Annotated in this window: 10 protein-coding genes and 1 pseudogene; 7 read left to right on the forward strand and 4 right to left on the reverse strand. The window is 72.1% G+C overall.

The window, feature by feature from the left end; translation table 11 throughout:
• The first annotated feature begins 51 nt into the window (after positions 1-51).
• Positions 52-1,245 (forward strand): RtcB family protein, encoded by a 1,194-nt coding sequence (locus ACMA1D_RS11270; protein ID WP_349993348.1) that lies wholly within the window; start codon positions 52-54, stop codon positions 1,243-1,245.
• Between the two features lie 190 nt (positions 1,246-1,435).
• Here the strand turns inward: ACMA1D_RS11270 and ACMA1D_RS11275 are convergent, their stop codons facing one another.
• Complete coding sequence (locus ACMA1D_RS11275) at positions 1,436-2,221, reverse strand: SDR family NAD(P)-dependent oxidoreductase (RefSeq protein ID WP_414723758.1); 786 nt, start codon at positions 2,219-2,221, stop codon at positions 1,436-1,438.
• 284 nt (positions 2,222-2,505) lie between these two features.
• Here ACMA1D_RS11275 and ACMA1D_RS11280 point away from each other — a divergent pair, with 284 nt between their 5' ends.
• Together ACMA1D_RS11280 and ACMA1D_RS11285 are read left to right on the forward strand one after the other, a co-directional pair.
• Positions 2,506-3,534: a DUF4073 domain-containing protein gene (locus tag ACMA1D_RS11280; protein ID WP_414723759.1), complete on the forward strand. Its 1,029-nt coding sequence runs from the start codon at positions 2,506-2,508 to the stop codon at positions 3,532-3,534.
• Between the two features lie 450 nt (positions 3,535-3,984).
• Positions 3,985-6,408 carry a terpene synthase family protein gene (locus tag ACMA1D_RS11285; RefSeq protein WP_414723760.1) on the forward strand — a complete coding sequence of 808 codons (2,424 nt, stop codon included), beginning with the start codon at positions 3,985-3,987 and terminating at the stop codon, positions 6,406-6,408.
• A gap of 268 nt (positions 6,409-6,676) precedes the next feature.
• On the opposite strand, the gene ACMA1D_RS11290 is transcribed toward ACMA1D_RS11285, so the two are convergent.
• Positions 6,677-7,636, reverse strand: coding sequence for an alpha/beta fold hydrolase (locus ACMA1D_RS11290; RefSeq protein ID WP_414723761.1), 960 nt, complete (start codon positions 7,634-7,636; stop codon positions 6,677-6,679).
• A 225-nt stretch (positions 7,637-7,861) separates the two neighbouring features.
• Between ACMA1D_RS11290 and ACMA1D_RS11295 the strand changes: the two are divergent.
• Positions 7,862-9,019 (forward strand): annotated as a pseudogene (locus ACMA1D_RS11295) (AfsR/SARP family transcriptional regulator); the annotation flags it as partial.
• 1,454 nt (positions 9,020-10,473) lie between these two features.
• Here ACMA1D_RS11295 and ACMA1D_RS11300 read toward each other — a convergent pair.
• On the reverse strand, positions 10,474-11,244 hold the full coding sequence (locus ACMA1D_RS11300) for an anthrone oxygenase family protein (RefSeq protein ID WP_414723762.1): 771 nt from the start codon (positions 11,242-11,244) through the stop codon (positions 10,474-10,476).
• A 7-nt stretch (positions 11,245-11,251) separates the two neighbouring features.
• Positions 11,252-12,100: an NmrA family transcriptional regulator gene (locus ACMA1D_RS11305; RefSeq protein WP_414723763.1), complete on the reverse strand. Its 849-nt coding sequence runs from the start codon at positions 12,098-12,100 to the stop codon at positions 11,252-11,254.
• Positions 12,101-12,476: 376 nt separating this feature from the next.
• On the opposite strand from ACMA1D_RS11305, the gene ACMA1D_RS11310 reads away from it, so the two are divergent.
• The 3 genes from ACMA1D_RS11310 (at position 12,477) to ACMA1D_RS11320 (ending at position 25,568) form a co-directional block, all read left to right on the forward strand.
• The gene (locus tag ACMA1D_RS11310; protein ID WP_414723764.1) at positions 12,477-13,382 is read left to right on the forward strand and encodes a LysR family transcriptional regulator; all 906 of its coding nucleotides are present in this window, start codon (positions 12,477-12,479) and stop codon (positions 13,380-13,382) included.
• Between the two features lie 292 nt (positions 13,383-13,674).
• A complete protein-coding gene (locus ACMA1D_RS11315) occupies positions 13,675-18,360 on the forward strand; it encodes a LamG-like jellyroll fold domain-containing protein (RefSeq protein WP_414723765.1) in 4,686 nt (1,561 codons plus the stop codon).
• Between the two features lie 155 nt (positions 18,361-18,515).
• Complete coding sequence (locus ACMA1D_RS11320) at positions 18,516-25,568, forward strand: polymorphic toxin-type HINT domain-containing protein (protein WP_414723766.1); 7,053 nt, start codon at positions 18,516-18,518, stop codon at positions 25,566-25,568.
• Positions 25,569-26,195 lie beyond the last annotated feature (627 nt).

The following is a 26,195-nucleotide window of genomic DNA, read 5'->3' on the forward strand; positions in this document are numbered from 1 at the left end:
CTTTTCACTTTTCTAGCTTTTTCTGTCTTTCACGGGGGAATGGGGTACGACGTGACGTACACAGAGGTAGCGGGCGCACGGGTGCCCATCCGCATGTGGGCCGATCCGGCCACGGTCGAGGGCGGTGCGATGGACCAGCTCCGCAACGTCGCCACCCTGCCGTGGATCAAGGGCCTGGCCGTCATGCCGGACGTGCACTACGGCAAGGGCGCCACGGTCGGCTCGGTGATCGCCATGCACGGCGCGGTCTGCCCGGCGGCGGTCGGGGTGGACATCGGCTGCGGCATGAGCGCCGTGAAGACGTCGCTGACCAGCAGCGACCTGCCGGACGACCTGTCGCGGCTGCGGTCCAAGATCGAGCAGGCGATTCCGGTGGGCCGCGGCATGCACGACTCGCCGGTGGACCCGGGCCGGCTGTACGGGCTGTCGACCGCGGGCTGGGACGACTTCTGGTCCCGGTTCGACCACGTGGCCGATGCGGTGAAGTTCCGCCAGGAGCGGGCCACCAAGCAGATGGGCACGCTCGGCGGCGGCAACCACTTCGTCGAGGTCTGCCTGGACGAGCAGGGCGCGGTGTGGCTGATGCTGCACTCCGGCTCGCGCAACATCGGCAAGGAACTGGCCGAGTACCACATCGGCCAGGCCCAGAAGCTCCCGCACAACCAGGGCCTCGTCGACCGTGACCTGGCCGTCTTCGTCTCGGACACCCCGCAGATGGCGGCGTACCGCAATGACCTGTTCTGGGCCCAGGAGTACGCCAAGAAGAACCGGTCGATCATGATGGCGCTCTTCCAGGAGGTCCTGCGGCGCGAGTTCCGCACGGCACGGGTGACGTTCGACGAGGTCATCTCCTGCCACCACAACTACGTCAGCGAAGAGCAGTACGACGGCATGGACCTGCTCGTCACCCGCAAGGGCGCGATCCGGGCCGGCGCCGGCGAACTCGGCATCATCCCCGGCTCCATGGGCACCGGCTCGTACATCGTCAAGGGCCTGGGGAACGCGGCCTCCTTCAACTCCGCCTCGCACGGAGCGGGCCGCAAGATGAGCCGGAACGCGGCCAAGCGGCGCTTCTCCACCCAGGACCTGGAGGAGCAGACGAAGGGCGTGGAGTGCCGCAAGGACGCCGGTGTGGTGGACGAGATCCCCGGCGCGTACAAGTCGATCGAGAAGGTCATCGACCAGCAGCGGGACCTGGTCGAGGTGGTGGCGAAGCTCAAGCAGGTGGTGTGCGTGAAGGGGTAGCGCGCGGCGCCGTACGGCGTGCGGGGCCCGGGGCCGGGGGGCTCGGGCCCCGCACGTGCGTGGCTGCGTGGTTGGGCCGCTGCCGGGCCGCCTGCCCGGGGGCGGGAGCCGGCGGCCGGCCGGGCCGACTTGGCCGAACCGGCTGACCGAGCCGACCGGGCTGACCCGCCGCGGGGGTCCGCAGCGGGTCTCAACTCTCCCGGTGCACCTTGTAGTTGGAAGCCTGCGCGCGCGGCCGTACCACCAGCAGGTCGATGTTGACGTGGGCGGGGCGGGTGACGGCCCACTCGATGGTGTCGGCCACGTCGTCGGCGGTCAGCGGCTCCGACACGCCCGCGTAGACGGCCGCTGCCCGCGTCAGGTCGCCCTTGAAGCGGGTGCTGGCGAACTCCTCGGTCTTCACCATGCCCGGCGCCACCTCGATGACGCGCACCGGAGTGCCGCACAGTTCCAGCCGCAGCGTCTCGGCGATCACGTGCGCGCCGTGCTTGGCGGCCACGTAACCGCCGCCGCCCTCGTACGTGCCGTGCCCGGCCGTGGACGACACGATGACCACCGTCCCGGCCCCGGAGGTCGCGGCGCCGGCCGCCGTCAGCGCCGGCAGCAGCGTCTGCGTCAGGTGCAGCGTGCCCAGCACGTTCGTCTCGTACATGGTGCGCCAGTCCTGCGGGTCGGCGCTGGCCACCGGGTCGGCGCCGAGCGCCCCGCCCGCGTTGTTGACCAGCACGTCGACGGACGGGTACGCGTCGAGCGAGGCGGCGAACGCCTCGACGGCGGCGCGGTCGGTGACGTCCAGCGGGTACGCGACGGCCGCATGGCCGGCCGCCGTCAACTCGGCCGCCAGCGCCTCGATCCGCTCGGTGCGGCGCGCGGTGAGGACCACCCGGTAGCCGGCGGCGGCCAGCCGGCGCGCCGTCGCGGCCCCGATGCCGCTGCTCGCGCCCGTGATGACGGCGGTGGGTGCGGTCGCGGTCATGGCAGCCTCCTGGTGCGGCGGTCTGGATCTGCGGGTCTGCGGGTCTGCGTACGCAGGATATGCGGGGGCCGCGGGGCGGGGGCGGCGCGGCCGGGGCGTACCGGGCCCGCCCGCTCGGCCTAGACCAGTAACCCACTCGTAATAATTCACGCGCCGGACACATTCCGCTGTGCATCGCTTCCGCGGCTGCTCAGGGTGCGCTGTTTCGCTGCTCAGGCCCGGGACCCAGCGCCCCGGGCCCGCACCACGCGCACCAGCCAGCACGTCAGCGATCAGGAGTCCCCGTGAAACGCACCGCAGTCTCCGCAGCCGCCGTCCTCACCGCCGCACTCGGTCTCGCCGCAGCCGCCCTGGTGCCGGCGGGTGCCGCCGCCGGTGGCCACGGCAGCAAGGACCGGCACCGCGCCGTGACCTTCGACGTGGTCAGCGACGTCCAGGGGGACACCGCCGATCTCGGGCGGGCGCTGGACCAGATGAAGGGGCTGCCGGGCAAGAGCAGCGCCCTGGTGGTCAACGGCGACATCACCAACCGCGGATATCCGCAGGAATACGCGGAGGTGCGCAAGACGATCGACGCGCACCCGCACCCGAAGCAGACGTATTTCACCATCGGCAATCACGAGTTCTACGTGCCGAAGTACTGCAACCCGAACAAGCTCTGCCAGAGCACCTGGCCCAACGGCACCAAGGAGAGTGAGCTCTTCCAGAACTTCTACGACTTCACCGGCCTGGACAAGGTCTATTACGAGCGCGTCGTGGACGGCGTGCCGATGCTGATGCTCGGCACCGAGAAGTACATGAAGTACCACGACGCGACGAAGTGGGACGAGGTGTGGTTCAGCGATGCGCAACTGGCGTGGCTGGACCAGCGGTTGGCGCACTGGCAGCGCAAGGGCAAGCCGGTGATGGTCTTCTCGCACCACGTCCTGCCCGACACGGTCTCCGGCACCCGCAACAAGATGTACGGCGGCGACTACCTCCAGGCCGATCGGGTGCTCGGCATTCTCGGCAAGTACAAGGACGCGGTGCTCTTCACCTCGCACACCCACTGGAGCCTGGGCCTCTCCGACTGGGCGGTGCGCAAGGTGGTGCCCGGGACCGGCAACCTGGAGGGGTTCACGGTCGTCAACACCGGCGCGGTGCAGACCTCGTTCACCGATGACGGGAAGGGCGGCGAGACGGCGGTCTCGGGCGCCGAGAACACCGGCCTTCGGGTGCAGGTCAGCAAGGGCGAAGTGGTCGTGAAGGCCCGCGACTACCTGCGCAACCAGTGGCTGAAGGAACTGCGCATCCCGCTGCACCGCAACCGCTGACCCACCGACAGCGACGGCGATCCCGGCACTGGACCTGACACCGGCTCTGACGCCGGATCTGGCACCGGCCGGGCGCGGCGCCCACCCCACCACGGCGCCGCGCCCGGCCCGCCCCAGCCCGCCCTTCCACCCCCGTCCGCCCCGCGTTAGCGCAGGTGCACCGCATTGTCCAGCGATCCGTCAACTGCGTCCGACCGGGCGTGAAGTAAGGAAAAATGCACGGGCAAGCGGGTGGGTAATCCCTGACGCCGCCGGGTAGTGCTGTGGCGGTTGGGATCAGTGTGGCCAGGGGGACAGCGTGTGGTGCGAAGGAGTGGCCGCTGCCCCTCCTTTTTTCGTACGCGCGTACGCATGTGTGTACGCGGCACGTAGGCATGCGCCGGGCGCCTGTCCTCCGCCCCCGCCACGAGTTCCGTGCATCCCCCCGTACCTCTGTGAAAGGTGGGCAACATGGCGCAGCCGTTTGAGCTGCCGGATTTCTACGTGCCTTATCCGGCGCGGCTGAACCCGCATGTCGAGGCGGCCCGTGAGCATTCCCGGACCTGGGCCCGCGAAATGAACATGCTGGAGGGGTCCGGCATTTGGGACCAGAGCGATCTGGACGCCCATGACTACGCCCTGCTGTGCGCGTACACCCACCCGGACACCTCGGCCGAAGCCCTTTCGCTGGTGACCGACTGGTACGTGTGGGTCTTCTTCTTCGACGACTATTTCCTGGAGAAGTTCAAGCGCACCCAGGACCGTACGGCCGGCAAGGAACACCTCATCCGGCTGCCCGAGTTCATGCCCATGGACCTGGCGACCCCGATGCCCGAGCCGGCGAACCCGGTCGAGGCCGGCCTCGCCGACCTGTGGCGGCGGACCGTGCCGAGCATGTCGCTCGACTGGCGGGCCCGCTTCGCCGAGAGCACCGAGAACCTGCTCAACGAGTCGTTGTGGGAGCTGTCCAACATCAACGCGGACCGGGTGTCCAACCCGGTCGAGTACATCGAGATGCGCCGCAAGGTCGGCGGGGCGCCCTGGTCGTCGGGGCTCGTGGAGTACGCGGTGGGCGCCGAGGTGCCGGCCCAGGTGGCCGCGTCCCGCCCGCTGCGGGTGCTGTGCGACGCCTTCTCCGACGCCGTCCACCTGCGCAACGACCTCTTCTCGTACCAGCGGGAGATCGAGGAGGAGGGCGAGCTCAGCAACGGCGTGCTCGTCCTCGAACGCTTCCTCGGCTGCTCCACGCAGGAGGCCGCGGACGCCGTCAACGACCTGCTGACCTCGCGGCTCCACCAGTTCGAGAACACCACCCTGCTCGAACTCCCGCCGCTCTTCGTCGAGCAGGGGCTCACCCCGCAGGAGTGCGCCGACGTGCTGCTGTACGTCAAGGGGCTCCAGGACTGGCAGTCCGGCGGGCACGAGTGGCACATGCGCTCCAGCCGCTACATGAACGGCGGCGGCGCCGGCGCCCCGTCGGGCCTCACCCCCTGGGGCCCGTTCGTGCTGACCGGCATCGGCACGGAATCGGCCAACATCAAGTCACTGATCGCCCTCACCGGTGCGAAGCGGCTGCGCTCGTACTCCCACACCCCGTACGAGAAGGTCGGTCCCTCCGTCATCCCGCCGCTCGACCCGCCGTTCCCGCTCCAGCTCAGCCCGCACCTGGAGGGCGCGCGCCGGCACGTGCTCGACTGGGCGGAGCGGATGGGCCTGCTGGAGGCGCAGCCCGGCGTCCCCGGCTCTGACGTGTGGGACGCGCGGAAGATGGCCGGCTACGACCTCGCCCTGTGCTCGGCGGGCCTGGACCCCGACGCCACGCAGGACGAACTGGACCTCAGTGCCTGCTGGTTGGCGTGGGGCACCTACGGCGACGACTACTACCCCGTGGTCTTCGGCAACACCCGCGACCTGGCCGGCGCCAAGCAGTGCACGCAGCGGCTGTCGGCCTGCATGCCGCTGGACGAGTCGACCGCGCCGCCCGAGCCGGTCAACGCCCTGGAGCGGGGCCTGATCGACCTGTGGGTCCGCACCGCAGGCAGCATGGAGCCGGCCGCCCGCAGGGCCTTCCGCACGGCGGTCGACGACATGACCGAGAGCTGGCTGTGGGAGCTGGAGAACCAGTACCACAACCGCATCCCCGACCCCATCGACTACATCGAGATGCGCCGCAAGACCTTCGGCTCCGACCTCACGATGAGCCTGTGCCGGCTGCGCCACAGCCAGCAGGTGCCCCCGGAGGTCTACCGCAGCGGCCCGGTGCGCGCCATCGAGAACGCCGTCTCCGACTACGCGACGCTGCTCAACGACGTCTTCTCGTACCAGAAGGAGATCGAGTACGAGGGCGAGATCCACAACGGCGTCCTGGTGGTGCAGAACTTCTTCGGCGTCGACTACGCCACGGGGCTGCGCCTGGTCCACGAGCTGATGGAGGCCAGGCTCAGCCAGTTCCTGCACGTCGCACAGTACGAACTTCCCGTGCTCTACGACGACTTCGAGCTGCCGCCGGCCGCCCGCGCCGAGGTGGACACGTACGTGGCCGAGCTCAAGGACTGGATCGCCGGCATCCTCAACTGGCACCGCGAGTGCGCCCGCTACAAGGAGTCCGACCTGCGGCGCAACTTCGCCCCCAGGGGCGGGCACCTGGCGACGGGCCTCGCCGACTCGGCGGCGGCGACGGTGCCGACCGCACTCCGGACGGCCGCACCGCCGGCGCCCGCGGCCCCTGCGGCACCCACCGCTCCTGCGGCACCTGCCGCTCCCGCAGCGCCTCTCGCCCCTGCCGCCGCTGTGGCCACCGCGGCCCCCGCCGCCCCCCGGGACGCTTGGACCGCGCCCGGCCCCTCGGGCCTCGGCACGTCGGCGGCCCGGATCGCGGAGCGGCTGGCCTCGTAGCCGATCGCTGACCGGCTGCTCCTCCCGGGTGACCCGCTGGGCGGACACACCCCCGCTCCCGCTGTGGGCCGTTCGGCCTGTGGCGGGAGCGGGGGTTCGTGCTGGGTACGGGGTGCGGGGGCGGGGGCGGCTGGTGGGGCCGGGCGGTCGCGGGCGGTACGGCGCGGGGCGCGCGGTCAGCGGCCCACCGTCGGCGCAGCCGTGGCCGGCCGTCCGGGTCGCCGCCCCGCACCGGCCGGCGCCCTCCCGTACGCCCCTGCCCCCGCCCCTACCGAGCCAACAACCCCCGCAGCGCCGCCGCGACCGTCGCAGGTGACTCCTCCGCCATGAAGTGGCCGCAGGTCACCGTCGTGTGGGTGAGGTCGGGGGCCCAGGCCCGCCAGCGGGCGCGGGCGTCGAAGCCGAGGGCCGCGCCCCAGTCCTGTTGGAGGACGGTCACCGGCATGCGCAACTGGTTGCCGGCCGTGCGGTCGGTCTCGTCGTGGGTGACGTCGATGCCGGCCGAGGCGCGGTAGTCGGCCACGATGGACGGGACCGCGGCGCGACAGGACGCCAGGTAGGCGGCGCGTACGTCGGCGGGCATGGACGTCGGGCCGCTGCTCCACAGGTCGAGGAAGTGGCCGAAGAAGAGGTCGGGGGCCGCGGCGATGAACTCCTCGGGGAAGCCCGGGGGCTGGGCCATCAGATAGAGGTGGAAGCCGACCGTCGCGGTGGTGCCGTGCAGGACGTCCCACATGTCCAGGGTCGGCAACACGTCGAGACAGGCCAGATGGGTGACGGCGGACGGGTGGTCGAGCCCGGCGCGGAAGGCGACCAGCGCGCCCCGGTCGTGCCCGGCCAGCGCGAACCGCTCGTGCCCCAGCGCCCGGGCCAGGGCCACCACGTCAGCGGCCATGGTCCGCTTCGCGTAGGTGTCGGGGCCCGCCTCGGCCGGCTTGTCGCTCGCCCCGTAGCCGCGCAGGTCGGGGCAGATCACGGTGTGGTCGGTGGCCAGCTCGGCGGCCACGTGCCGCCACATGAGGTGGGTCTGCGGAAAGCCGTGCAGCAGCACGATAGGGCTGCCGGAGCCGGCGACCGCCACGTTCAGCGCGACACCGTCGGCCACCCGTACCCGCTGGTAGGCGAAGCCATCGATCGTGTTGAGGGGCCCGGTACGGCGCTCGGCCTGGCGCTCGGCCAGGTGCTCGGCGGGGCGTTCGGTGCGGGGCTCGGTCGGGTGGGGTGCCATGGTGCGTCGTCCTTTGCTGGGGGGAGAGGGTGAGTCTGCCGGGGAGAGCAGGAGTGCCGGGAGGGGGTGGGGCGGGGCGCTGGGGGTGTGCCGCGGGCTTCCGGGCGGGGTGCGGGGGTGGGTCGCTACCAGCCTGCCGGGCGTCGATGAGCGTTCAATGAGCGCGCTCTACGGTGAACAGTCGGGTGCCGACCGGTGGCGCGGGAGAGGGAGAGGTGACGCGGGGTGCGGGTGGTGTTCGGGGTACTGGGGCCGGTCGCGGCCTGGGACGGCGCGGGGGAGCCGATCGCGTTGCGCGGCCCGCGGCACCGGGCGGTCCTGGCCCGGCTGATCGTCGCCCGCCGCCGCGTCGTACCCGTCACCCACCTGATGGCGGACCTGTGGGAGGAGCCGGCGGCGGGCACGGTGAGCGCCGTACGCACCTTCGTGGCCGCGCTGCGCCGCGCACTGGAACCCGAGCGTCCGCCGCGGGCGCCGGCCCGGCTGCTGGTCACCGAGGGGCCGGGGTACGCGCTGCGGGCCGAGCCCGACACGGTGGACGCCTGGCGCTTCGAGCGGGTCCTTACGCGCGCCGCGGCCGGGCCGCCGGCCACCGCACTCGCCGCGCTGGAGGAGGCGCTCGGCTGGTGGCGCGGGCCCGGGTACGCAGACTTCGCCGACGCGCCCTGGGCGCGCGCCGAACGGGCCAGGCTGGCGGAGTTGCGGTTGCAGGCGGTCGAGCGGCGGGCCGGCGCCAGGCTGGCGCTCGGGCTGGCCGCCGATGCGGTGCCCGACCTGGACGCGCACGTGGCCGAACACCCTTGGCGCGAGGACGCCTGGCGGCTGCTCGCCCTCCCGCTCTACCGCAGCGGCCGACAGGGCGACGCCCTCGCCGTGCTGCGCCGGGCCCGCACCCTGCTGGTCGAACAGCTCGGCGTGGACCCCGGCCCCGCGCTCCGTCGCCTGGAGTCGGACGTGCTGGCACAGTCCGACCGGCTGGGCGGGGAGGCCGAGCTGGTGACGGGCGGGGGCGCGGGGGTGGCCGGCGATGTGCGCGGGGGCGCGGGGGTCGCCGTGGCCGGCGCCGCGGCCGAGGTGTGGGCGCGGGCCGCCGCCGACTACGACCTGGCCGTGTCGGCGGGCGCGCGGGCCAGGCTGGAATCGACCGTGGGGCTACTGCGCGGCCTCGCCGTCACCGGCGGCCGGGGCCTGGTGGCGGCCAGGGCGCACCGCCTGGCGGCGATCGCGGCGGCGGAGGAGACGGGCGATCCGGAGCTGGTCGCGCGGGTGATCGGCGCGTACGACGTACCGGCGGTCTGGACCCGCACGGACGATGCGGCCCAGGCGGCGGAGGTCGTCGCGGCGGCGGAACGCGCCTTGACCGCGCTTGCGGCCTTGGAGCACCCGCCTGGCGCGGAGTACCCCGCTGGGGTGGAGCACCTGTCTGGGGTGGAGCGCCCACCTGGCGTGGAGCACCTGTCTGGTGCGGGGAGGCCGTCGGGCTCGGGCCGTGCCTTCGGTGCGGGCCACTCGTCTGCTCCGGGCCGCCCCTCCGGCGCGGTACCCGACCGTTGGCCCGATGCCGATGCCGATGCCGATGCCGATGCCGATGCCGGTCCCGGTCCCGGTCCCGATGCCGATCCCGATCCCGGTCCCGATCGCGGGCCCGGCCCGGACCCCGCCCCCGCCTCTGGCATCGGCCCTGACCTGGGATGTCACCCCGTACGGGCCGCTGCCCGGGCGCGGTTGTTGGCCACCATCGCCGTGGAGTCCCGCGGTACGCCTTCGGAGCCGGCCCGTACGCCGGGTGCGGGCGGTGCGGCGAGCGGGGCCCGTACGGCGGGCACGGTCCGTACGGCGAGTGGGCTCGCGGCGGCCGGGAGCGCCGGGGCCGGAGTGGCGGGCGGGGCCGGTGTGGGGTCGGCGGCCTGTGCCGAGGCCGGCCGGGCGGCGGGGGACGCGGGCCCGCGCGCGCGTACCCGTCCCGCTGTCGCGGCTCCCGGGCCGCGTACCCCTCCCGCCTCCGCCGCCCGCGAGGCCGTCGCGCTCGCCCGGCGGCTGGACGACCCGCACCTGCTCGCGTTCGCGCTCAACGGGTTGTTCATGCAGAGCTGCCGGCGCTCGGGGCTGGCGCCGCGCCGGGACGGGATCGGGGTCGAACTGGTCGCCCTGGCCGCCCGGCACGGCCTGGTCACCTACGAGGTGCTGGGCCACCTCATCCGCGTCCAGGCCCGCAGCGCACTGGCCGACTTCGGTACGGCCGACCGGCACGCCGACGCCGCCGACTGGCTGGCCGCACGGCACGAGTTGCCGCTGGTGGGCGTCTTCACCCGGGGGTACCGGGCGCTCCGGCTCGCCGCGTACGGCCCGGGTCCGGCGGCGCCCGCGCCGGAAGGAGGGGCGCGCCGGGCGCCGAACCCGCCGGACGCGGAGCACCCGCCCGCCCGCTACGAGGTGGCCGAGGCCGCGTACCGGGAAGTCGGCGGGTTGCTCGCGGGGGCCGGTATGCCGGGGCTCGAACGGGGGTGGGTCGCGTTGACGCTGCTCTGCCTGCGGCTCTCGCACGGCCTGCCCGCGCAGACCGACCCGGACACCGACTGGGGCCCGTACGCACCGTGGGCCCGGCCGCTGGTGCTGCTGGCCCTGGGCCGTCGGGAACGAGCCGCCGCCGCGCTCCGGCAGGCCCCGGAGCCCCCCGCCGACCTGCTGCGGGAGGCTCTGTGGTGCCTGCTGGCCCGGGCCGCCGTCACCCTCGACGACCGGCCCGCGATGCGCCGGGCTCACGCTGAACTGGCGCCTGCGGCAGGGGAGTTGGGTGGTGCGGGCAGCGGTTTCCTCAGTTGTGGCCCGGTCGCCGGCTATCTGGCCGAGCTGGCCGCGGGGTTGGGCGCCGAGGCGGATGCCGACCCCGGCGTCTGACCGTACGAGCCCGATCCGTACGAATTCGATGCGTACGAATTCGATGCGTGCGAGTCCGTCCCGTACGGACCCATGCCCTGCGGTCCGGCCCCCGCGGGCCGTGCGGTCGGGCTCGCCGGCCCCGGGTGGGACGGTGCGCCCGCCGCGCTCATCGGGGTGGAGCCGCGGTGCGTCCCGCTCGCGCCCGGCGCTTCCGAATCGGTCGGCGTGGCGCGGCCGTGGAGGACGAGGGCCCAGATGAGGGCCGCGAAGGCGGCGACGTTGGCGATGGCGCGGACCGTGTTCCAGGTGACCCACTTGGACTCGAAGTCCTGCCGGGCGGCGGCCAGTTCAGAGGGGTTGCCCGACGTCGCGGCCTTCGCCAGCGCGTCGTTGAGCGGCACGTTGATGGCGCTGGTGACGACGAACATCGCCAGGTAGAGGGCGAGGCCGGCGATGATCCACGGCAGGGCGGAGCGGTCGGCGCCGGAGCGCAGGTTCAGGAACAGGGCCAGGGCGGTGAAGGCCAGGCCGCCCAGGAAGCAGGACATGAACCAGCCGTTGAGGATGGCGGTGTTGATCCGCTGCATGCCCTCCACGAAGGTGCGGTCGCCGGCCTTGCCGAGCCCGGGCATGACCGCGTACGAGAAGGCCGCGAACAGGCCGGCCATCAGACCGGTGGTGAGCGTCGCCGCGAGCAGGGCGGCGGTGTGCAGGGTCTTCAGTGACATGTCTTCCTCACGCTCCGTTCCAGGCGCCGGCCGCCGCCGCGTCCTTGGCGTAGTCGTCGAAGTCACGCGCGGGGCGGCCGAGTACGCGCCGTACGTCGTCCGTGACCCGAGCGTTTCGGCCATCGAGCACCGTCCCGAACAGATGGGTCAGGAAGCCGACGACATCGGCCGGCACCTGGTCGGCCGCGAGCGCGGAGGCGTAGTCGGCCAGCTCCATCCGTACGTAGTCGACGCGGCGCCCGGTGGCGGCGGCGATGGCCGCGACGGCGTCGGCGAAGGTGAGCAGCCGGGGGCCGGTGAGCTCGTAGACCCGGCCCGCGTGCCTGTCCTCGGTGAGCACCGCAGCCGCCACGTCGGCGATGTCGTCCGCGTCGATGAACGGCTCGCCCACCGGCCCCGCGGGCAGTGCGACCGTGCCGGAGGCGACCGGTTCGTAGAGGTAGCCCTCGCTGAAGTTCTGGCTGAACCAACTACAGCGCAGAACGGTCCAGTCGACGTCGGCGCCGCTTCCGCTGCCGGCCGCAGCCGCGAATGCCTTCTCGCAGGTCAGCGCCGCGTCCTCGCCGCGGCCCGAGAGCAGCACCAGCCTCTGGACGCCGCGGGCAACGGCCAACTCGGTGAAGGCCGTGACCGTCTCGACCGCACCGGGCACGGCCAGGTCGGGGTAGTAGGAGACGTACGCGGCGTGCACCCCGTCGAGCGCCGGCCCCCAGGTCGCCGGCTGCTCCCAGTCGAAGGGCAGCCCGCCGGAGCGCGAGCCGATCCGCACCGGCAGCCCGTGTGCGGTCAGTCGGCGGACGAGCCGGCCGCCGGTCTTGCCGGTGCCGCCCAGGATGAGCGTCGTTCCGTGCGTCATGGTGATTCCCCCGTTGAGGTTGGAGTGATTGAGGTGGTGGAGATGGCCGAAGTGGCTTAAGGCGCTGGGTAGTTGGTGCGGGTGTCGGTGTCGGTGTCGGTGTGAGTGTGGGTGCGGGCATGGGTGTGCCCGGAGGGTGTGGTGGGTTGGGCGGCCTGCTCCGGACGGCCGCTCCTGCGGACCGCCCGTCCGGGAAGCCGCCGGAAGCCGCCGGAAGGCGGTGGAACGCGGCGGACGGGTCGGGCCCGTGCCCCTCGGCCGGCCCCCGTCCCCGCCCGGCCGCTGCGTTGACTCAACTCTCGGCCATCGGCCAACCATGAACAACGGCTTAATCCGAACGGTCCGTTAACCTATGGGTTATGCATGAGGGGGCAGGGTGGAACAGCGCGACATCGAGATCTTCCTGACGCTCGCCGACGAACTGCACTTCGGCCGGACCGCCGAACGGCTGCACGTGTCGTCGGCCCGGATCAGCCAGGCCGTCAAGAAGCTGGAACACCGCATCGGGGCCCGGCTGTTCGACCGCACCAGCCGACTGGTCGCGCTGACGCCGATCGGCAGCCGACTCCGCGACGACCTGGCCCCGGCGTACGAGCAGATCCAGGCGGCCGTCGCCCGCGCGATCGAGGCCGGCCGGGGCGGCGGCGGAGTGCTGCGGGTGGGCTTCATCGGCGCCGGGGTCGGCATGTTCGTGTACGAGGTGGCGGAGGTCTTCCGGGCCAGGCACACCGCCGGCGAGGTGCAGGCGCTCGAACAGCGGTACGCCGACGCCACGACCCTGCTCGCCGGTGACGAGATCGACGTGCTGCTCTGCGTGGCCCCGGCGCTGTGGGCCGGGATGAGCGAGAGCCCGGTGCTCTTCAGCGAGGCGCCGGTGCTCGCCGTCTCCGCCCGGCACCCCTTCGCCCGCCGCGCCGCGGTCCGCCTCGACGACCTGGCCCGTACCGTCGTGCTGCGCCCCCGGCTGCTCACGCCCGAGGTGGACGCCCTGGCCGTACCGCCGGCCACCCCCGCCGGCCACCCCGTCGAACGCGGCCCGGACTTCGGCACCATCCAGGAGATGCTGGCCCTGGTCGGCGCGGGCCGCGGCGTCTACCCGGTCCCCGCCCACGCCCAGCGCTTCGACTCCCGCCCCGACGTCGCGTACGTACCGATCGAGGACGCCCAACCCTTCGACTGGCGCCTGCTGTGGCGCACCGCGTCGACGACGGAGCAACTCCGCGGGTTCGTCCGGGCGGCTCAGGACGTGGTGGTGGGTCGGCCCAATCCGTTGCTGGATTAGGGGGGTGGGGCGCCCCACGCGCCACGTCCGTCCCTCGCGACCCTCCCCTGCTTCACCATGTGCACACGACTCATCCACGATGTGTAGTCGTTGTGTGCGCCACTCCTGGACGTCATTCGGCTCTCACCTGCTGGTTGAAGTTGTGATCAGTGTCATATCGATATGTCGACCTGTGAAGATCCTTTGGGGCTTCTATGGGTATTTGTTGGCGTGGACCAACTCCGCTGCGTATCCCTACGGTCACCCGCGTTGTGCGACGCCGATCGTCGCGCGCTGAGCGAGGGGCCGGGGAATGGCGGGGCGAAGAAGGCTGCGCGGGGTGCGCGGTGTGGTGGGGGCGCTCGGCGTCGCCCTGGCGGTGGGGCTGTTGCCCGCGGGGGCCGCGGAGGCGAACGGCCACGCGGCGAAGGGGGCGGCGGCGTCGCGGGAGTCGGCGACCGCCGATGACCGGGCCGATGCCGGCGTCGGTGCCGACGGGCAGCCCGGTGCGCGGAAGCACGGTGCCGAAGGAGCGGCGAAGAAACGTTCACCCGAACGCCCCGCCGACCACTCCGGCGGCGCCGAACCCGCATCCACCGGCACCGCATCCACCGGCACCATCGCACCCACCGAATCCGCAGCCCTGGCTTTGGCCCGCCGCACCGGCGCCCGCGTCGAGGTGACCTCGCTGCGGACCGAGACCAGCGAGGTGTTCGCCACGCCCGGGGGCGAGTTGGAGGCGCGGGAGCACGTACGCCCGGTGCGGGTGCGCGACGGCGCCGGATGGCGGCCGGTCGACACCACGCTGCGCCGGTCGACGGACGGCGCGGTGGTGCCCGGCGGCACGGCGGTGGACGTGGAGTTCTCCGGCGGCGGTACGGCGCCCATGGCCAGGCTCCGGCGAGCCGGCCGCGAACTCGCCTTGAGCTGGCCCAAGCCGCTCCCCGCACCGCGGCTCGACGCCGAGGCCGCCGTCTACCCGGAGGTGCTGCCCGGGGTCGACCTGCGGCTGACCGCCGAGGTGGACGGCTTCTCCCAACTCCTGGTGGTCAAGAGCGCCGAGGCCGCGGCCAGCAAGGAACTCGCCGAACTGCGGCTGCGGATCGCCGCCGACGGCGTGACCGTACGCGAGGCGCCCGGCGGCGCCCTGGAGGCCGTGGACCACGGAGCGGGCAACCCCGTGTTCGAGGCGCCGCAGCCGGTGATGTGGGACTCCAGCGGCACACAGCCGGCCCGCGCCGGCACCGCCCGTACGGCCGGTGCCACCACCAGCCGGCCCGCGGCCGACCGGCCTACCACCGGTCGGCCCGACGCCACCAGCCGGCCCGCCACCAGCGATGACGGCATCAACAATGACGGCAGCGCCAGCCAGCCCGACGCCACCAGCCGGCCCGGCACCGGCGGCGACGGCACCACCGGCCGGTCCGCCGCCGAGCACGCCACCACCGGCCCCACGCCGCGCACGGCGAACTCCACCACCGCCCCCACACCCCGTACGGACACCGCCCCCGTCCCCAGCCCCGGCAGCGCCGGCGGTGGGCGGCCGGCGCCGGTCGGCGTGGAGGTCGGCGGTGGCGGTTCCGAGCTGGTGCTCACGCCCGACGCGGAGCTGCTGACCGGCGCGGACACCGTCTACCCGGTGTACATCGACCCGCAGTGGTACTCCCCGCGGGCCTCCTCCTGGACGGTGGCATCGAAGTACTGGGCCGGCACCCCGCAGTGGAAGTTCAACGGCGATCCGGACGCCGGGCTCGGCTACTGCGGCTGGGCCTACTGCAAGCCGGAGGACACCAAGCGGCTCTTCTACCAGATCCCCAGCTCCCGCTTCACCGGCCGCTCCGTCCTCTCCGCCGAGTTCGTGGTGCGCGAGACGCACGCCGCCTCCTGTGACGCGCGGGAGGTGCAGCTGTGGCGTACGAAGGCCATCTCGTCGGCCACCACCTGGAACTCCCAGAACGCCAGCGGCTTCTGGGCCGACCACCTGCGGAGCAAGAGCTTCGCGTACGGCGCCGACGGGTGCGCCGCGGCCGACGCCGAGTTCGAGGTGGCCGGCGTGGTGCGGCAGGCGGCCGAGCAGGGCTGGCCCTCGATCACCTTCGGCCTGCGCGCCTCCAACGAGAGCGACCGGTACGGCTGGAAGCGGTTCGCCGACGACGCGTACCTGCGGGTGAAGTACAACCGCAGGCCCACCCAACTGCGCACCGCCCAGCTCACCTCGGACCCCGGCGGCACCTGCCAGCCGGCGGACCGCGCGGTGCGCGTACGGTCGCTGCCGACGGTGCGGGTGAACCACGTGACCGACCCCGACGGCGACAGCGTGGGCGTGCAGTTCCAAGCCACCTGGGACGCCGGCGACGGACAGGGTTGGAAGCCGCGCTGGACCTCGGCCACCAGCACCCTCAAGCGCTCCGGCTCCGACTTCTCCACCAAACTGCCGGCCAGCCTGCCCAAGAACAAGCGGGTCGACTGGCACGCCCGGGTGTGGGACGGCGCCCAGTGGTCGCCCTGGAGCTACGACGGATCGGCGCACGGCTGCAACCTGGTGCTCGACACCAGCGTGCCGGCCGGCCCCACCATCAGCTCCGGGCAGTACCCGGCCTCCGACCCGGAGAACCCGGAGGACCCCTGGCGGGACGGGGTGGGCAGGTACGGCACCTTCGCCATCGAATCGGCCACGCCCGACGTGGTGCGCTACTGGTTCGGCGTCAACGAACAACCCAGCAGCAAGCACACCCTGAACACCTCGGGCGGCGGCGCCAAGACCCTCCGCTTCCTGCCGACCAGGCCCGGCGTCAACTTCATCACCGCCCAGGCATTCGACGCCGCCGGCAACGGCAGCGAACCCCGCACCTACTCCTTCCGGGTCCGCGCCGGCCAACCCGACCGCATGACCTGGGAGCTCAACGAGCCCGCCGGCGCCACCGAGGTCAGCGGCGTCGGCGGCGGCTGGCCGGCCGAGCTCGCCGGCGGGGCGCGGGCCGGCGGCACCGGCGTGACCGGCGGCGGCCTGCACCTGGACGGCACCGACGACTACGCCGCCACCGCGTCGCCCGTCCTCAACACCGGCAAGAGCTTCACCGTCGCCGCCTGGGCGAAGCTGCCCGCGGGTGGGGTGAGCGGCACCCCGGTCGTCATCTCCCAGGCCGGCACCCACGCCAGCGGCTACGAGCTGTACTACTCCAGCGCGTCCGGCGGCTGGGTGTTCCTGCGGCACACCGGCGACGCGGCCACCGGCAACGGCGTGGCCCGCGCCGCCCAGGCCCCCTGCCCGGCCGCCGACACCGGCTGCCCGGCGAGCCGGCTCGGCACCTGGACCCACCTCGCCGGCGTCTTCGACCACCCGGCGGGCGAACTGCGGCTGTACGTCAACGGGAAGCTGGCCGGCACCGCCGCCTACCGCGACCCGTGGGACGCCCGCGGCGCCACCTACCTCGGCGTCGCCTCCCACTACGGCAACCGCGAAGGCCACTTCACCGGCGACCTGGACGAGGCGCAGCTCTTCGACTACCAGCTCAGCGACGCCCAACTCGGCACGCTGGCCGCAAAGCAGCCGGTCACCTCAGGCGGCCGACCGGCCAAGGTGGTGTGGAACCTGGACGAGGACGCCACCGCACCCGCCGTCACCGGCCGCGGCCAGCGCGTCGCCGGCACCGCACACGGCGGCCCGACGCTCGGCGCGCCCGGCGTCGCCGGTACCGCCCTCGCCCTGGACGGCACCGACGACCACGTCCGCACCGGCCAACCCGTCCTGGACACCCACCAGAGCTTCGCCGTCTCGCTGTGGGCCAAGCTGCCGCGGGACCGCGGCGACCGCTCGATGGTCGCCGTCAGCCAGGCCGGCAGCACCCTGCGCGGCTTCGAGCTCTACCACTCGCCCACCCTGGGCTGGGTCTTCCTGCGCGCCGGCGCCGACGACCCGAACGCCCCGGTGACCCGCGCCGCCCAACGCCCCTGCCCCGAGACCCAGCCGACCTGCGCGGGCGCCGGGCTCGGCGAGTGGGCGCACGTCGTGGCCGCGTACGACTACGACGTCGGCGAGCTCAAGCTGTACGTCAACGGCGCGCTGAAGGCCACCGAGCCGTTCACCACCCCGTGGCTGGCCCGCGGCCAGGTCAGCCTGGGCGCCGCCCAGTACGCGGACGGGCCCGGCGGCTTCTTCCGCGGCGACCTGGACGAGGTGCGGCTCTACGACCGGGTGGTCACCGACGACGAGGTGCGGCAGCTCTTCCGGCAGCGCCCGCTGGTCAAGGGCCGCTGGAAGCTGGACGCGGCCACCGGCACGCCCGCCACCTCGCCCGACGAGTCGGCCGCCCGCCGGGCGCTGACCCTCGGCTCCGGCGCCCGCATCGGCCCCGGCTGGGTGGACGGCGGGGCGCTGCTCCTGGACGGCGAGGACGACCACGCCGCGACCGGCGGCGCCCCCGTGGACACCGCGGCCAGCTTCACCGTCGCCGGCTGGGCACAGGCAGCCGCGGTACCGGACGGCCCCGCCACGGTGCTCAGCATCGAGGGCAACCGGCGCAGCGCGGTCACCGTCCGCTGGGTACCGGGCCCCGGCGCGGACTCCCCGGGGCGCTGGCAGGTGACGCTGCCGGCCAGTGATGCCGACGGCGCGGCGGTGACCACCGTGCAGAGCGGCTCCTTCGTCGACGTCCGGGACTGGAACCACCTGGCACTCGTCTACGACGGCTTCGCCGACCAACTCCGGCTCTACGTCAACGGCCAACCCGAGGCCCTGGTCTGCCCCGACACCGACGGCGACGGCAGCGCCGACGACGCCACCTGCACCAACCGGGTCTCCTGGGCCGACAACGCGCTGTCCTTCGCCGGCACCAAGGCGCTCCAGGTCGGCCGGGCCAAGACCGCCGGCACCTTCGGCGAGTACTGGCCCGGCGCGGTGGACGACGTGTGGGCCTTCCAGGGGGCGCTCAGCGACGAGCAGCTCGCCTGGTTGGCCGAGGCCAGGGACGGCGCCCCGACGGAGGTCCCGCAGGGCTGACGGCGGACCGGGGCGGCCCGCCGCACGGCGATCGATGCCTGCGGCCGGCCGCCCCGCCCCGCCGGGCCACCCCGGCGTGTTCCGGCCCCGCCCGCCGCGAGACCCGCAGCGATCCGCAAGGGACCTGCTGCCCCCCGAAGACAGTGAGGAGAACGATGAACGACAGACCCACCCCGACCCGCCGCAGACGGGCGACGCGCCGAAGAGTCGGCGTGCTCGTCTCGGTGGCGCTGATCGCCGGCCTGGTGCAGGCCACCGGCGAGACCGGGGCCAGCGCGGCCGACGACGGCAGTGGCCGACCCGACCTGCCGCGCTCCGAACGCCCCGTCGCCGGCGCCGACTTCGGCGCGGCCAAGCCGCGGGCGGTCAGCGAGGGCCCGCGCACCCCGCGCCGGGCGCCGCGGGCCAGTTGGCCGCGGCCCGGCACCGCCACGGTCCGGCTGCCCGCCGCCGACCAGCACCGTTCGCCGGCGAAGGCGACCACCCCGGCCGCCCCGGTACGCGCCGGCAGCTTGCCGATCACACTGGCCCCGGCACAGCCCGACCGCCAGCCCGCGGGCGAGACCGCGAAGCCTCGTGCGCGAACCGGGGCGCCGGCGCGTACCCCATCGGGCGCGAGTGCGACACCGCGTACGGAACCCGGTACGGAACCCCGCACGGCGGTCGGCGCCGCGGAGTCCGAGGTCACCGTCCGCATCGAGCCGCGCAAGACGGCCGAACGCGCGGGCGTGGCAGGTGTGTTGGTCTCCCTGGCCGCCCAACAGCAGTCGGCCACCGGCACCACACCCACCACCGACACCCCCAAGCCGGCGGCCACCGCCACCACCCTCGAACTCGACTATTCCTCCTTCGCCGAGGCGTACGGCGGCGGCTACCTCTCCCGGCTCACCCTCGTCCAGCTCCCCGCCTGCGCGCTGACCTCGCCGGACGAGGCGAAGTGCCGGGTGGAGACGCCCGTGGCGACGGTCAACGACACCGAGCGGCGCACGCTCCGGGCGGCCACCGTGCCGCTGCACTCCGGCGTGCCGACCGTGCTCGCCGCCGTCGCCGGTGACGAGGGCAAGACCGGCGACTACAAGGCGAGCACGCTCGCCCCGTCCGCCGCCTGGCAGACCGACCTGAACACCGGCGACTTCAGTTGGTCCTACCCGATGGAGGCGCCGGACGTCCCCGGCGACCTCGCCCCCGACCTGAGCCTGTCGTACTCGTCCGGCTCCCTGGACGGCCGCACCAGCTCCACCAACAACCAGGCGTCCTGGGTCGGCGACGGCTTCGACCTCTCGCCCGGCTTCATCGAGCGCCGCTACAAGCCCTGCTACGACGACGGCGTGAAGAACGCCGACGGCAGCGAGCCGGGCGACCTGTGCTGGGGCTACGACAACGCGTTCCTCACCCTGAACGGCAAGGGCGGCGAACTCGTCCCCACCGGCAAGGACCAGTGGCAGCTCCGCAAGGACGACGGCACCAAGATCACCCGGCTGACCAGCGGCGACCGGGCCAACGGGGACAACGACAACGAGTACTGGCGGGTGACCGATACCGACGGCACCCAGTACTTCTTCGGCTACCACCGCCTCCCCGGCTGGGCCAGCGGCAAGGAGACCACCGACTCCACCTGGACCGTCCCGGTCTACGGCGACGACGCCAACGAGCCCTGCCACAAGGCCGCCTTCGCCGACTCCTGGTGCCAACAGGGCTGGCGCTGGAACCTCGACTACGTCGTCGACGTGCACGGCAACGCGATGGCCTACTACTACGACAAGGAGACCAACTCCTACGGTCGCAACCTCAAGGACACCGACGACACCCCGTACACCCGCGGCGGCTACCTGGACCGCATCGAGTACGGCCTGAAGTCCGTTGACCTGTACGCCGAGAAGGCGCTGGCCAGGGTCGACTTCGGGCAGGCCGAGCGGTGCCTGCCGCAGACCGGGGTGACCTGCGCGCCGGAGACCATCGACGACAAGAAGTTCTACTGGTACGACACGCCCTGGGACCTCAACTGCAAGGCCGGCACCACCTGCGACAAGGGCCGGCTCTCGCCCAGCTTCTTCACCCGCAAGCGGCTGGTCGAGGTCAGCGCGGAGATCCTCAAGGGCACCGGGTACGCCAAGGTCGACACCTGGGCGCTCGGCCACCGCTGGGGCGAGGCCGACGTGGACCGGCAACTGCTGCTCGACTCCATCCAGCACACCGGGCACGCCACGGCCACCCCGATCACCCTGCCGAAGACGACGTTCGCCTACACCCAGTTGGAGAACCGGCTGGACAAGACGGGCGACGGCTACGCGCCGTTCATCAAGTCCCGCCTGTCCGCCGTCTCCGACGAGTACGGAGGACAGGTCGACGTCGGCTACTCCGCCCCGGCCTGCGCGCACGCCAGCCTGCCCACCCCGCAGTCCAACACCACCCGCTGCTTCCCGCAGTTCATGGGCGGCTCCAACACCGACGACCCGGAAACGCACTGGTTCAACAAGTACGTCGTCACCTCGACGACCGGCACCGACCGCACCGGCGGCGCCCCCGACCAGGTCACCCGCTACACCTATCTGGGCGACGCGGCCTGGCACTTCGACGACGACGACGGCCTGACCAAGGAGAAGCACCGCACCTGGTCCCAGTGGCGCGGCTACGGCCACGTACGGGTCAACTCCGGCGGGCAGGGCACCGACGGCATGAAGACGCAGGAGGAGCACTACTTCCTGCGCGGCATGGACGGCGACCGCGCCGCCCCGTCGGGCGGCACCAAGAAGGTCAGCGCCACCCTCGGCGCCGGCGAGGGCGACCCCATCCCCGACCACCCGGCGACCGCCGGCTTCGGCTACAAGACCGTCACCTTCTCCGGGCCCGGCGGCAAGGTGCTGAGCAAGACCGTCGAACGGCCCTGGCACCACCAGACCGCCCAGCGCGTCCGCGACTGGGGCACCGTCACCTCCGACCTGACCGGCACCGGCCACGTCAAGGAGTGGACGTCGCTGGACGACGGCGCCGGCCAGAAGTGGCGCACCACCGAGGCCACCACCAGCTACGACACGGTCGCCGGCCGCATCACCCAGGTCGATGACGCGGGCGACACGGCCACCACCACCGACGACCGCTGCACCCGCACCAGCTACGCCGACAACACCGCGGCCAACCTGCTCGGGCTGACCGCCCGCGAGGAGACCGTGGCCGTGGGCTGCGCCGCCACGCCCGACCGGACCAAGGACGTCATCGGCGACGTGCGCACCGCGTACGACGGCGGCGGCTACGGCGCCACGCCCACCAAGGGCGACACCACCGCGACGGCCACCCTCAAGTCCCACGACGGCACCAAGGCCACCTACCTGGAGAGCGGCCGGAGCGTCGACGGCTACGGGCGGGTGCTGACCGAGACCGACCTGACCGCGACGGTGACCGCCACCGGGGACGCGGCCCCGGTCCGCCAGGCCCGCACCGACGGCCGGACCACCACCACCGCGTACGCGCCGGCCACCGGCCACCCCACCCAGATCACCGAGACCACGCCGCCCGCCACGGCGGGCGACGCGACCACCGCCCAGACCACCACCACCCAGCTCGACGTCGCGACCGGCCAACCCACCACGATCACCGACACCAACGGCAACCACACCAAGTACGCGTACGACGCGCTCGGCCGCGCCACCAAGATCTGGCTCGCCGACCGCGCCTCCTCCAACGCGACGCCGGCCAACTACGAGTTCACGTACACCGTCACCGAGGGCAAGGCCGTCGCCATCGGCACCAAGACGCTGGAGAACTCCGGCGGCCAGCGCACCTCGTACCAGATCCTGGACGGCCTGCTGCGCGAACGGCAGGTGCAGGAGCCGGGGCCCGGCGGCGGCCGGGTGCTCGCCGACGTCTTCTACGACGACCGCGGGCTGACCGCGAAGAAGTTCGCCCCGTACTACGCGGAGGGCGCCCCGCGCACCGACCTGTTCGCGCTGGATGACGCGCTGTCGGTGGAGACGCAGACCTGGCACAGCTACGACGGCCTCGGCCGGGAGACCGAGCTGCGCGAGGTGGCGGGCAACGGCGACGGCGGCAAGGTGCTCGCCACCACCCGCACGCTGTACGGCGGCGACCGCACCACGGTCATCCCGCCCGACGGCGGCACCGCCACCACCAGCATCGTCGACGGCCGCGACCGGACCATCGAACTGCGCCAACACCACGCGCGCTCGGCGGACGCCGCCTTCGACACCACCCGCTACGCGTACACCCCCGCCGGCCAGCTCGCGAAGGTCACCGACCCGGCCGGCAACACCTGGGGCTACGCGTACGACCAGCAGGGCCGGCAGATCCGTGCGGACGACCCGGACAAGGGCACCACGCACAGCCACTACGACGACCGCGACCAACTCACCTCCACCACCGACGCCCGCGACACGACCCTGGTCCACGTCTACGACGACCTCGGCCGCAAGACGGAACTGCGCGAGTCCACGGCGACCGGCACGCTCCGCGCGAAGTGGGTGTACGACACGGTGCGCGGCGGCAAGGGCCAACTCGCGGAATCCACCCGGTACGTCGACGGGCAGGCCTACACCTCGAAGGTCACCTACTTCGACCGGCTCTACCGGGCGCTCAAGAGCGAGATCGTGATCCCGGCGGCGGAGGGTGCACTGGCCGGCACGTACCAGACGGGGCAGAGCTTCCACCTCTCCGGCCTGCAACGCGGCCTCAGCTACGGCGAGGCGGGATCACTGCCCGGCGGCGCCGTCAGCTACCAGTACGAGGCGGGCACCCAGCGCCCCAACCTGCTGATCGGCGACGGCTTCCGGGCTGGCATCACGCACACCCTGACGGGCAAGCCGCAGCAGTACGCGCTCGGCCTGACCGACGGCCAGCGCAAGACGTGGGCCACGTACGCGTACGAATGGGGCACCCAGCGGGTCTCCAACGCCCGGGTCGACCGCGAGGACGTCGCCGGCGTGGACCGCAGCGCCACCTACCAGTACGACCAGATCGGCAACGTCACCTCGATCGCCGACGTGTCCAGGTCGGGCACCGACAACCAGTGCTTCACCTACGACCACCTGCGCCGCCTCACCCAGGCGTGGACCCAGCCCACGGCGACCTGCGCGAAGGCCCCCGCGGGCGAGGTGATCGGCGGCCCGGCCCCGTACTGGCAGTCGTTCACGTACGACAAGGTCGGCAACCGCCTCACCGAGACCGAACACGACCTGAGCGGCGCCACCGCGAAGGACACCACCCGCACCTACAGCTACCCGGCCCCCGGCCAGCCCCGCCCGCACGCGCTGACCTCGGTCGCCACGAAGGGGCCCACGGGCACGGCGCTGGACAGCTACGACTACGACGCGGCCGGCAACACGCGGGCCCGCACCCTGGCCGGCGACACCCAGAACCTGACCTGGGACGCGGAAGGCCACCTGGCCAAGGTCACCGAACCCGTCGGCGACAAGGGCACCCGCACCACGAGCTACCTGTACGACGCCGAAGGCAGCCGCCTCATCGGCCGCACCGACACCGAGACCACGCTCTACCTGGGCCACACGGAAGTCACCCTCGCCAAGGGCGCGACCAAGGCCAAGGCCACCCGCTACCTGGGCCTCGGCGACGGCCACCAGGCCGTCGTCCACGACGACCGCAGCGTCACGTACACCATCGGCGACCACCACGGCACGGGCGAACTGGCCGTCAAGGCCACGGACCAGTCCCTCACCCAACGCCGCTCCCTCCCCTTCGGCGCCCCCCGCGGCACCGACCCGACGACCTGGCCCGGCACGAAGGGCTTCATCGGCGGCACGAAGGACACCACGACGGGCCTCACGCACCTGGGAGCCCGCGAGTACGACCCGAAACTGGGCCGCTTCATCAGCGTCGACCCGGTCATGGACCTGACGGACTCCCAACAGATGCACGGGTATTCGTACGGGAACAACAACCCGCTGGTTTATAGCGATCCGAGTGGGATGTGGTTCGGCGGCTTCGGCTCGTTCGTCAGGAAGTTCACCCAGCGCGTCATCAACACGGCCAAGCGGTACGTACGCAGCAGCTATGGCCATGGGGCGGGCGCTCGCCTTGGTAGTGGTGGGGGCGGGGGTAGTGGGTTCGTGGGGCGGCCGATTACTCGGTATCGACCGGTCGCTCGGTATCGGCCGGTCACATATCGGGCTACGGCGTCGACGGACGATGTCAACCCGTTCCACATGGGGGACCCCTACCAAGAAGTCCGAAAAGCCTTCGGTGCCTACGGGCTTCCGAAGCTCATGGTGCGGAGCGGGGTTTCCTTCGCGAAGCTCTTGAGTAAATTCGCGCCTGACGCTTCAAAGGCCATTGATTGTGTCGGGGATCCCGGACAATGGGATTGTGCCAAGGAGGGGGCGGCAGCCTTCGCTGTTGGCCGTGCAGGAAAGGTGGCCGGCCAGCTCGTTGGCAAGGGCCTCAAGCGTCTCGGCTCAGGCAAGAGAGCCCGCTCGAAGTCGGTCCCCTCGGACTGCCCCACCCACAGCTTCCTCCCCGAAACGGACGTCCTGCTGGCGGACGGCACCACCCGCCCCATCAAGGACGTCAAGACCGGCGACAAGGTCCTGGTAACCGACCCCGAAACGGGCGAGACCGCACCCCGCGAGGTGGTCGGCACCATCGTCACGGAAGACGACAAGGACTTCGTCGACCTGAAGCTGACCGGCGACGAGCGAAACTCCCTGGTCGCAACGGTGACGCACCCGTTCTGGGTGATGGACTCCAAGACCTGGGTGGACGCGGGCGACATCACGGCGGGCATGCGACTGCGGACGCCGGACGGCACGACGGTACGGGTGGCCTCGACCCGTCATTTCAGTGAGTTGCAGCGGACTCATGATCTGACGGTTTCTGGGGTGCATACGTATTATGTGGTGGCGGGGGAGACGTCGGTACTGGTTCACAATTCGGGTGGACTCTGTCCGGAAATCTTGGACGAGACCTACAAGTCGGCGAGTACGCCAGCAAAACTGGAGCATGTTATCGATCCGGAGAAGCACGGCTTCGCTGACCTAGTCGCTCGTTCTGGCGGCCGTGAGCAGGCAATGCGACGTATCGTGGACAGCCTGGGCGATGCAAGCGACCTTCCGGCAGGGGGGCGATTTGAAGTGGGGCGAGTCATTGATGGTGAGAACGTGACTATTCGAGGAGCTGTCGTAAACGGTGTTCCGAGAATCGGTACGGCGTTCAACCCCGATAAGTTCCCTGGAGGTAAGTAGATGCGGGTTCCCGTTGAACCTCGCCCGCTGACCGCTAAGGAGCGGGTGGTCGTGGAGCGGATTCTGCAAGTGGATCTCCCTGGAGCGGCAGAGCTCCGTCATCAACTTGATCAGGCTCGTGTGGTGGCCCTATGGGGATCCAATTCTGCGAGTGTTGACCTGCGAGTCACCGATGACGCACCTCGTGCTCCTATCTCAAGTGGTGTTGTGCCGGTAACTTGCACGGTTATCGAAGAGGGGGGTGAGCTTGTTGGCGAAGTTATTCTCTGGACTGAATCGGGAATGTTGTCCAGCCTTGAATACGCCTGGTATGGCGATGAGCCACCGACTTCACTCCCAGAGGTAGACCGAATAGTCATTTCATAGAATCTGATCGGATCTACTTCCAGGCATGAACGGGAAGCCCCGCCGGATTTCGTTCCGGCGGGGCTTCTGGGGTGTTTGACGGCAACGGTGACGGCATCGTCAGTGGACGACGGTTGCGGTGGGCGGGTCGTCCAGGGCGTCGGTCTGGCTGAGGATGCCCCTGAGAGTGTCGATGGCCTGGCGTTGGAGGCGGAGCCGCACGTGGGCGTAGACGCCGGCGGTGACACCGATGTGGGCGTGCGGGAGGAGTTTTCTTAAAGG

Origin of the sequence: Streptomyces sp. 796.1 (genome assembly GCF_047525675.1) — a bacterium.
GTDB lineage: Bacteria > Actinomycetota > Actinomycetes > Streptomycetales > Streptomycetaceae > Streptomyces.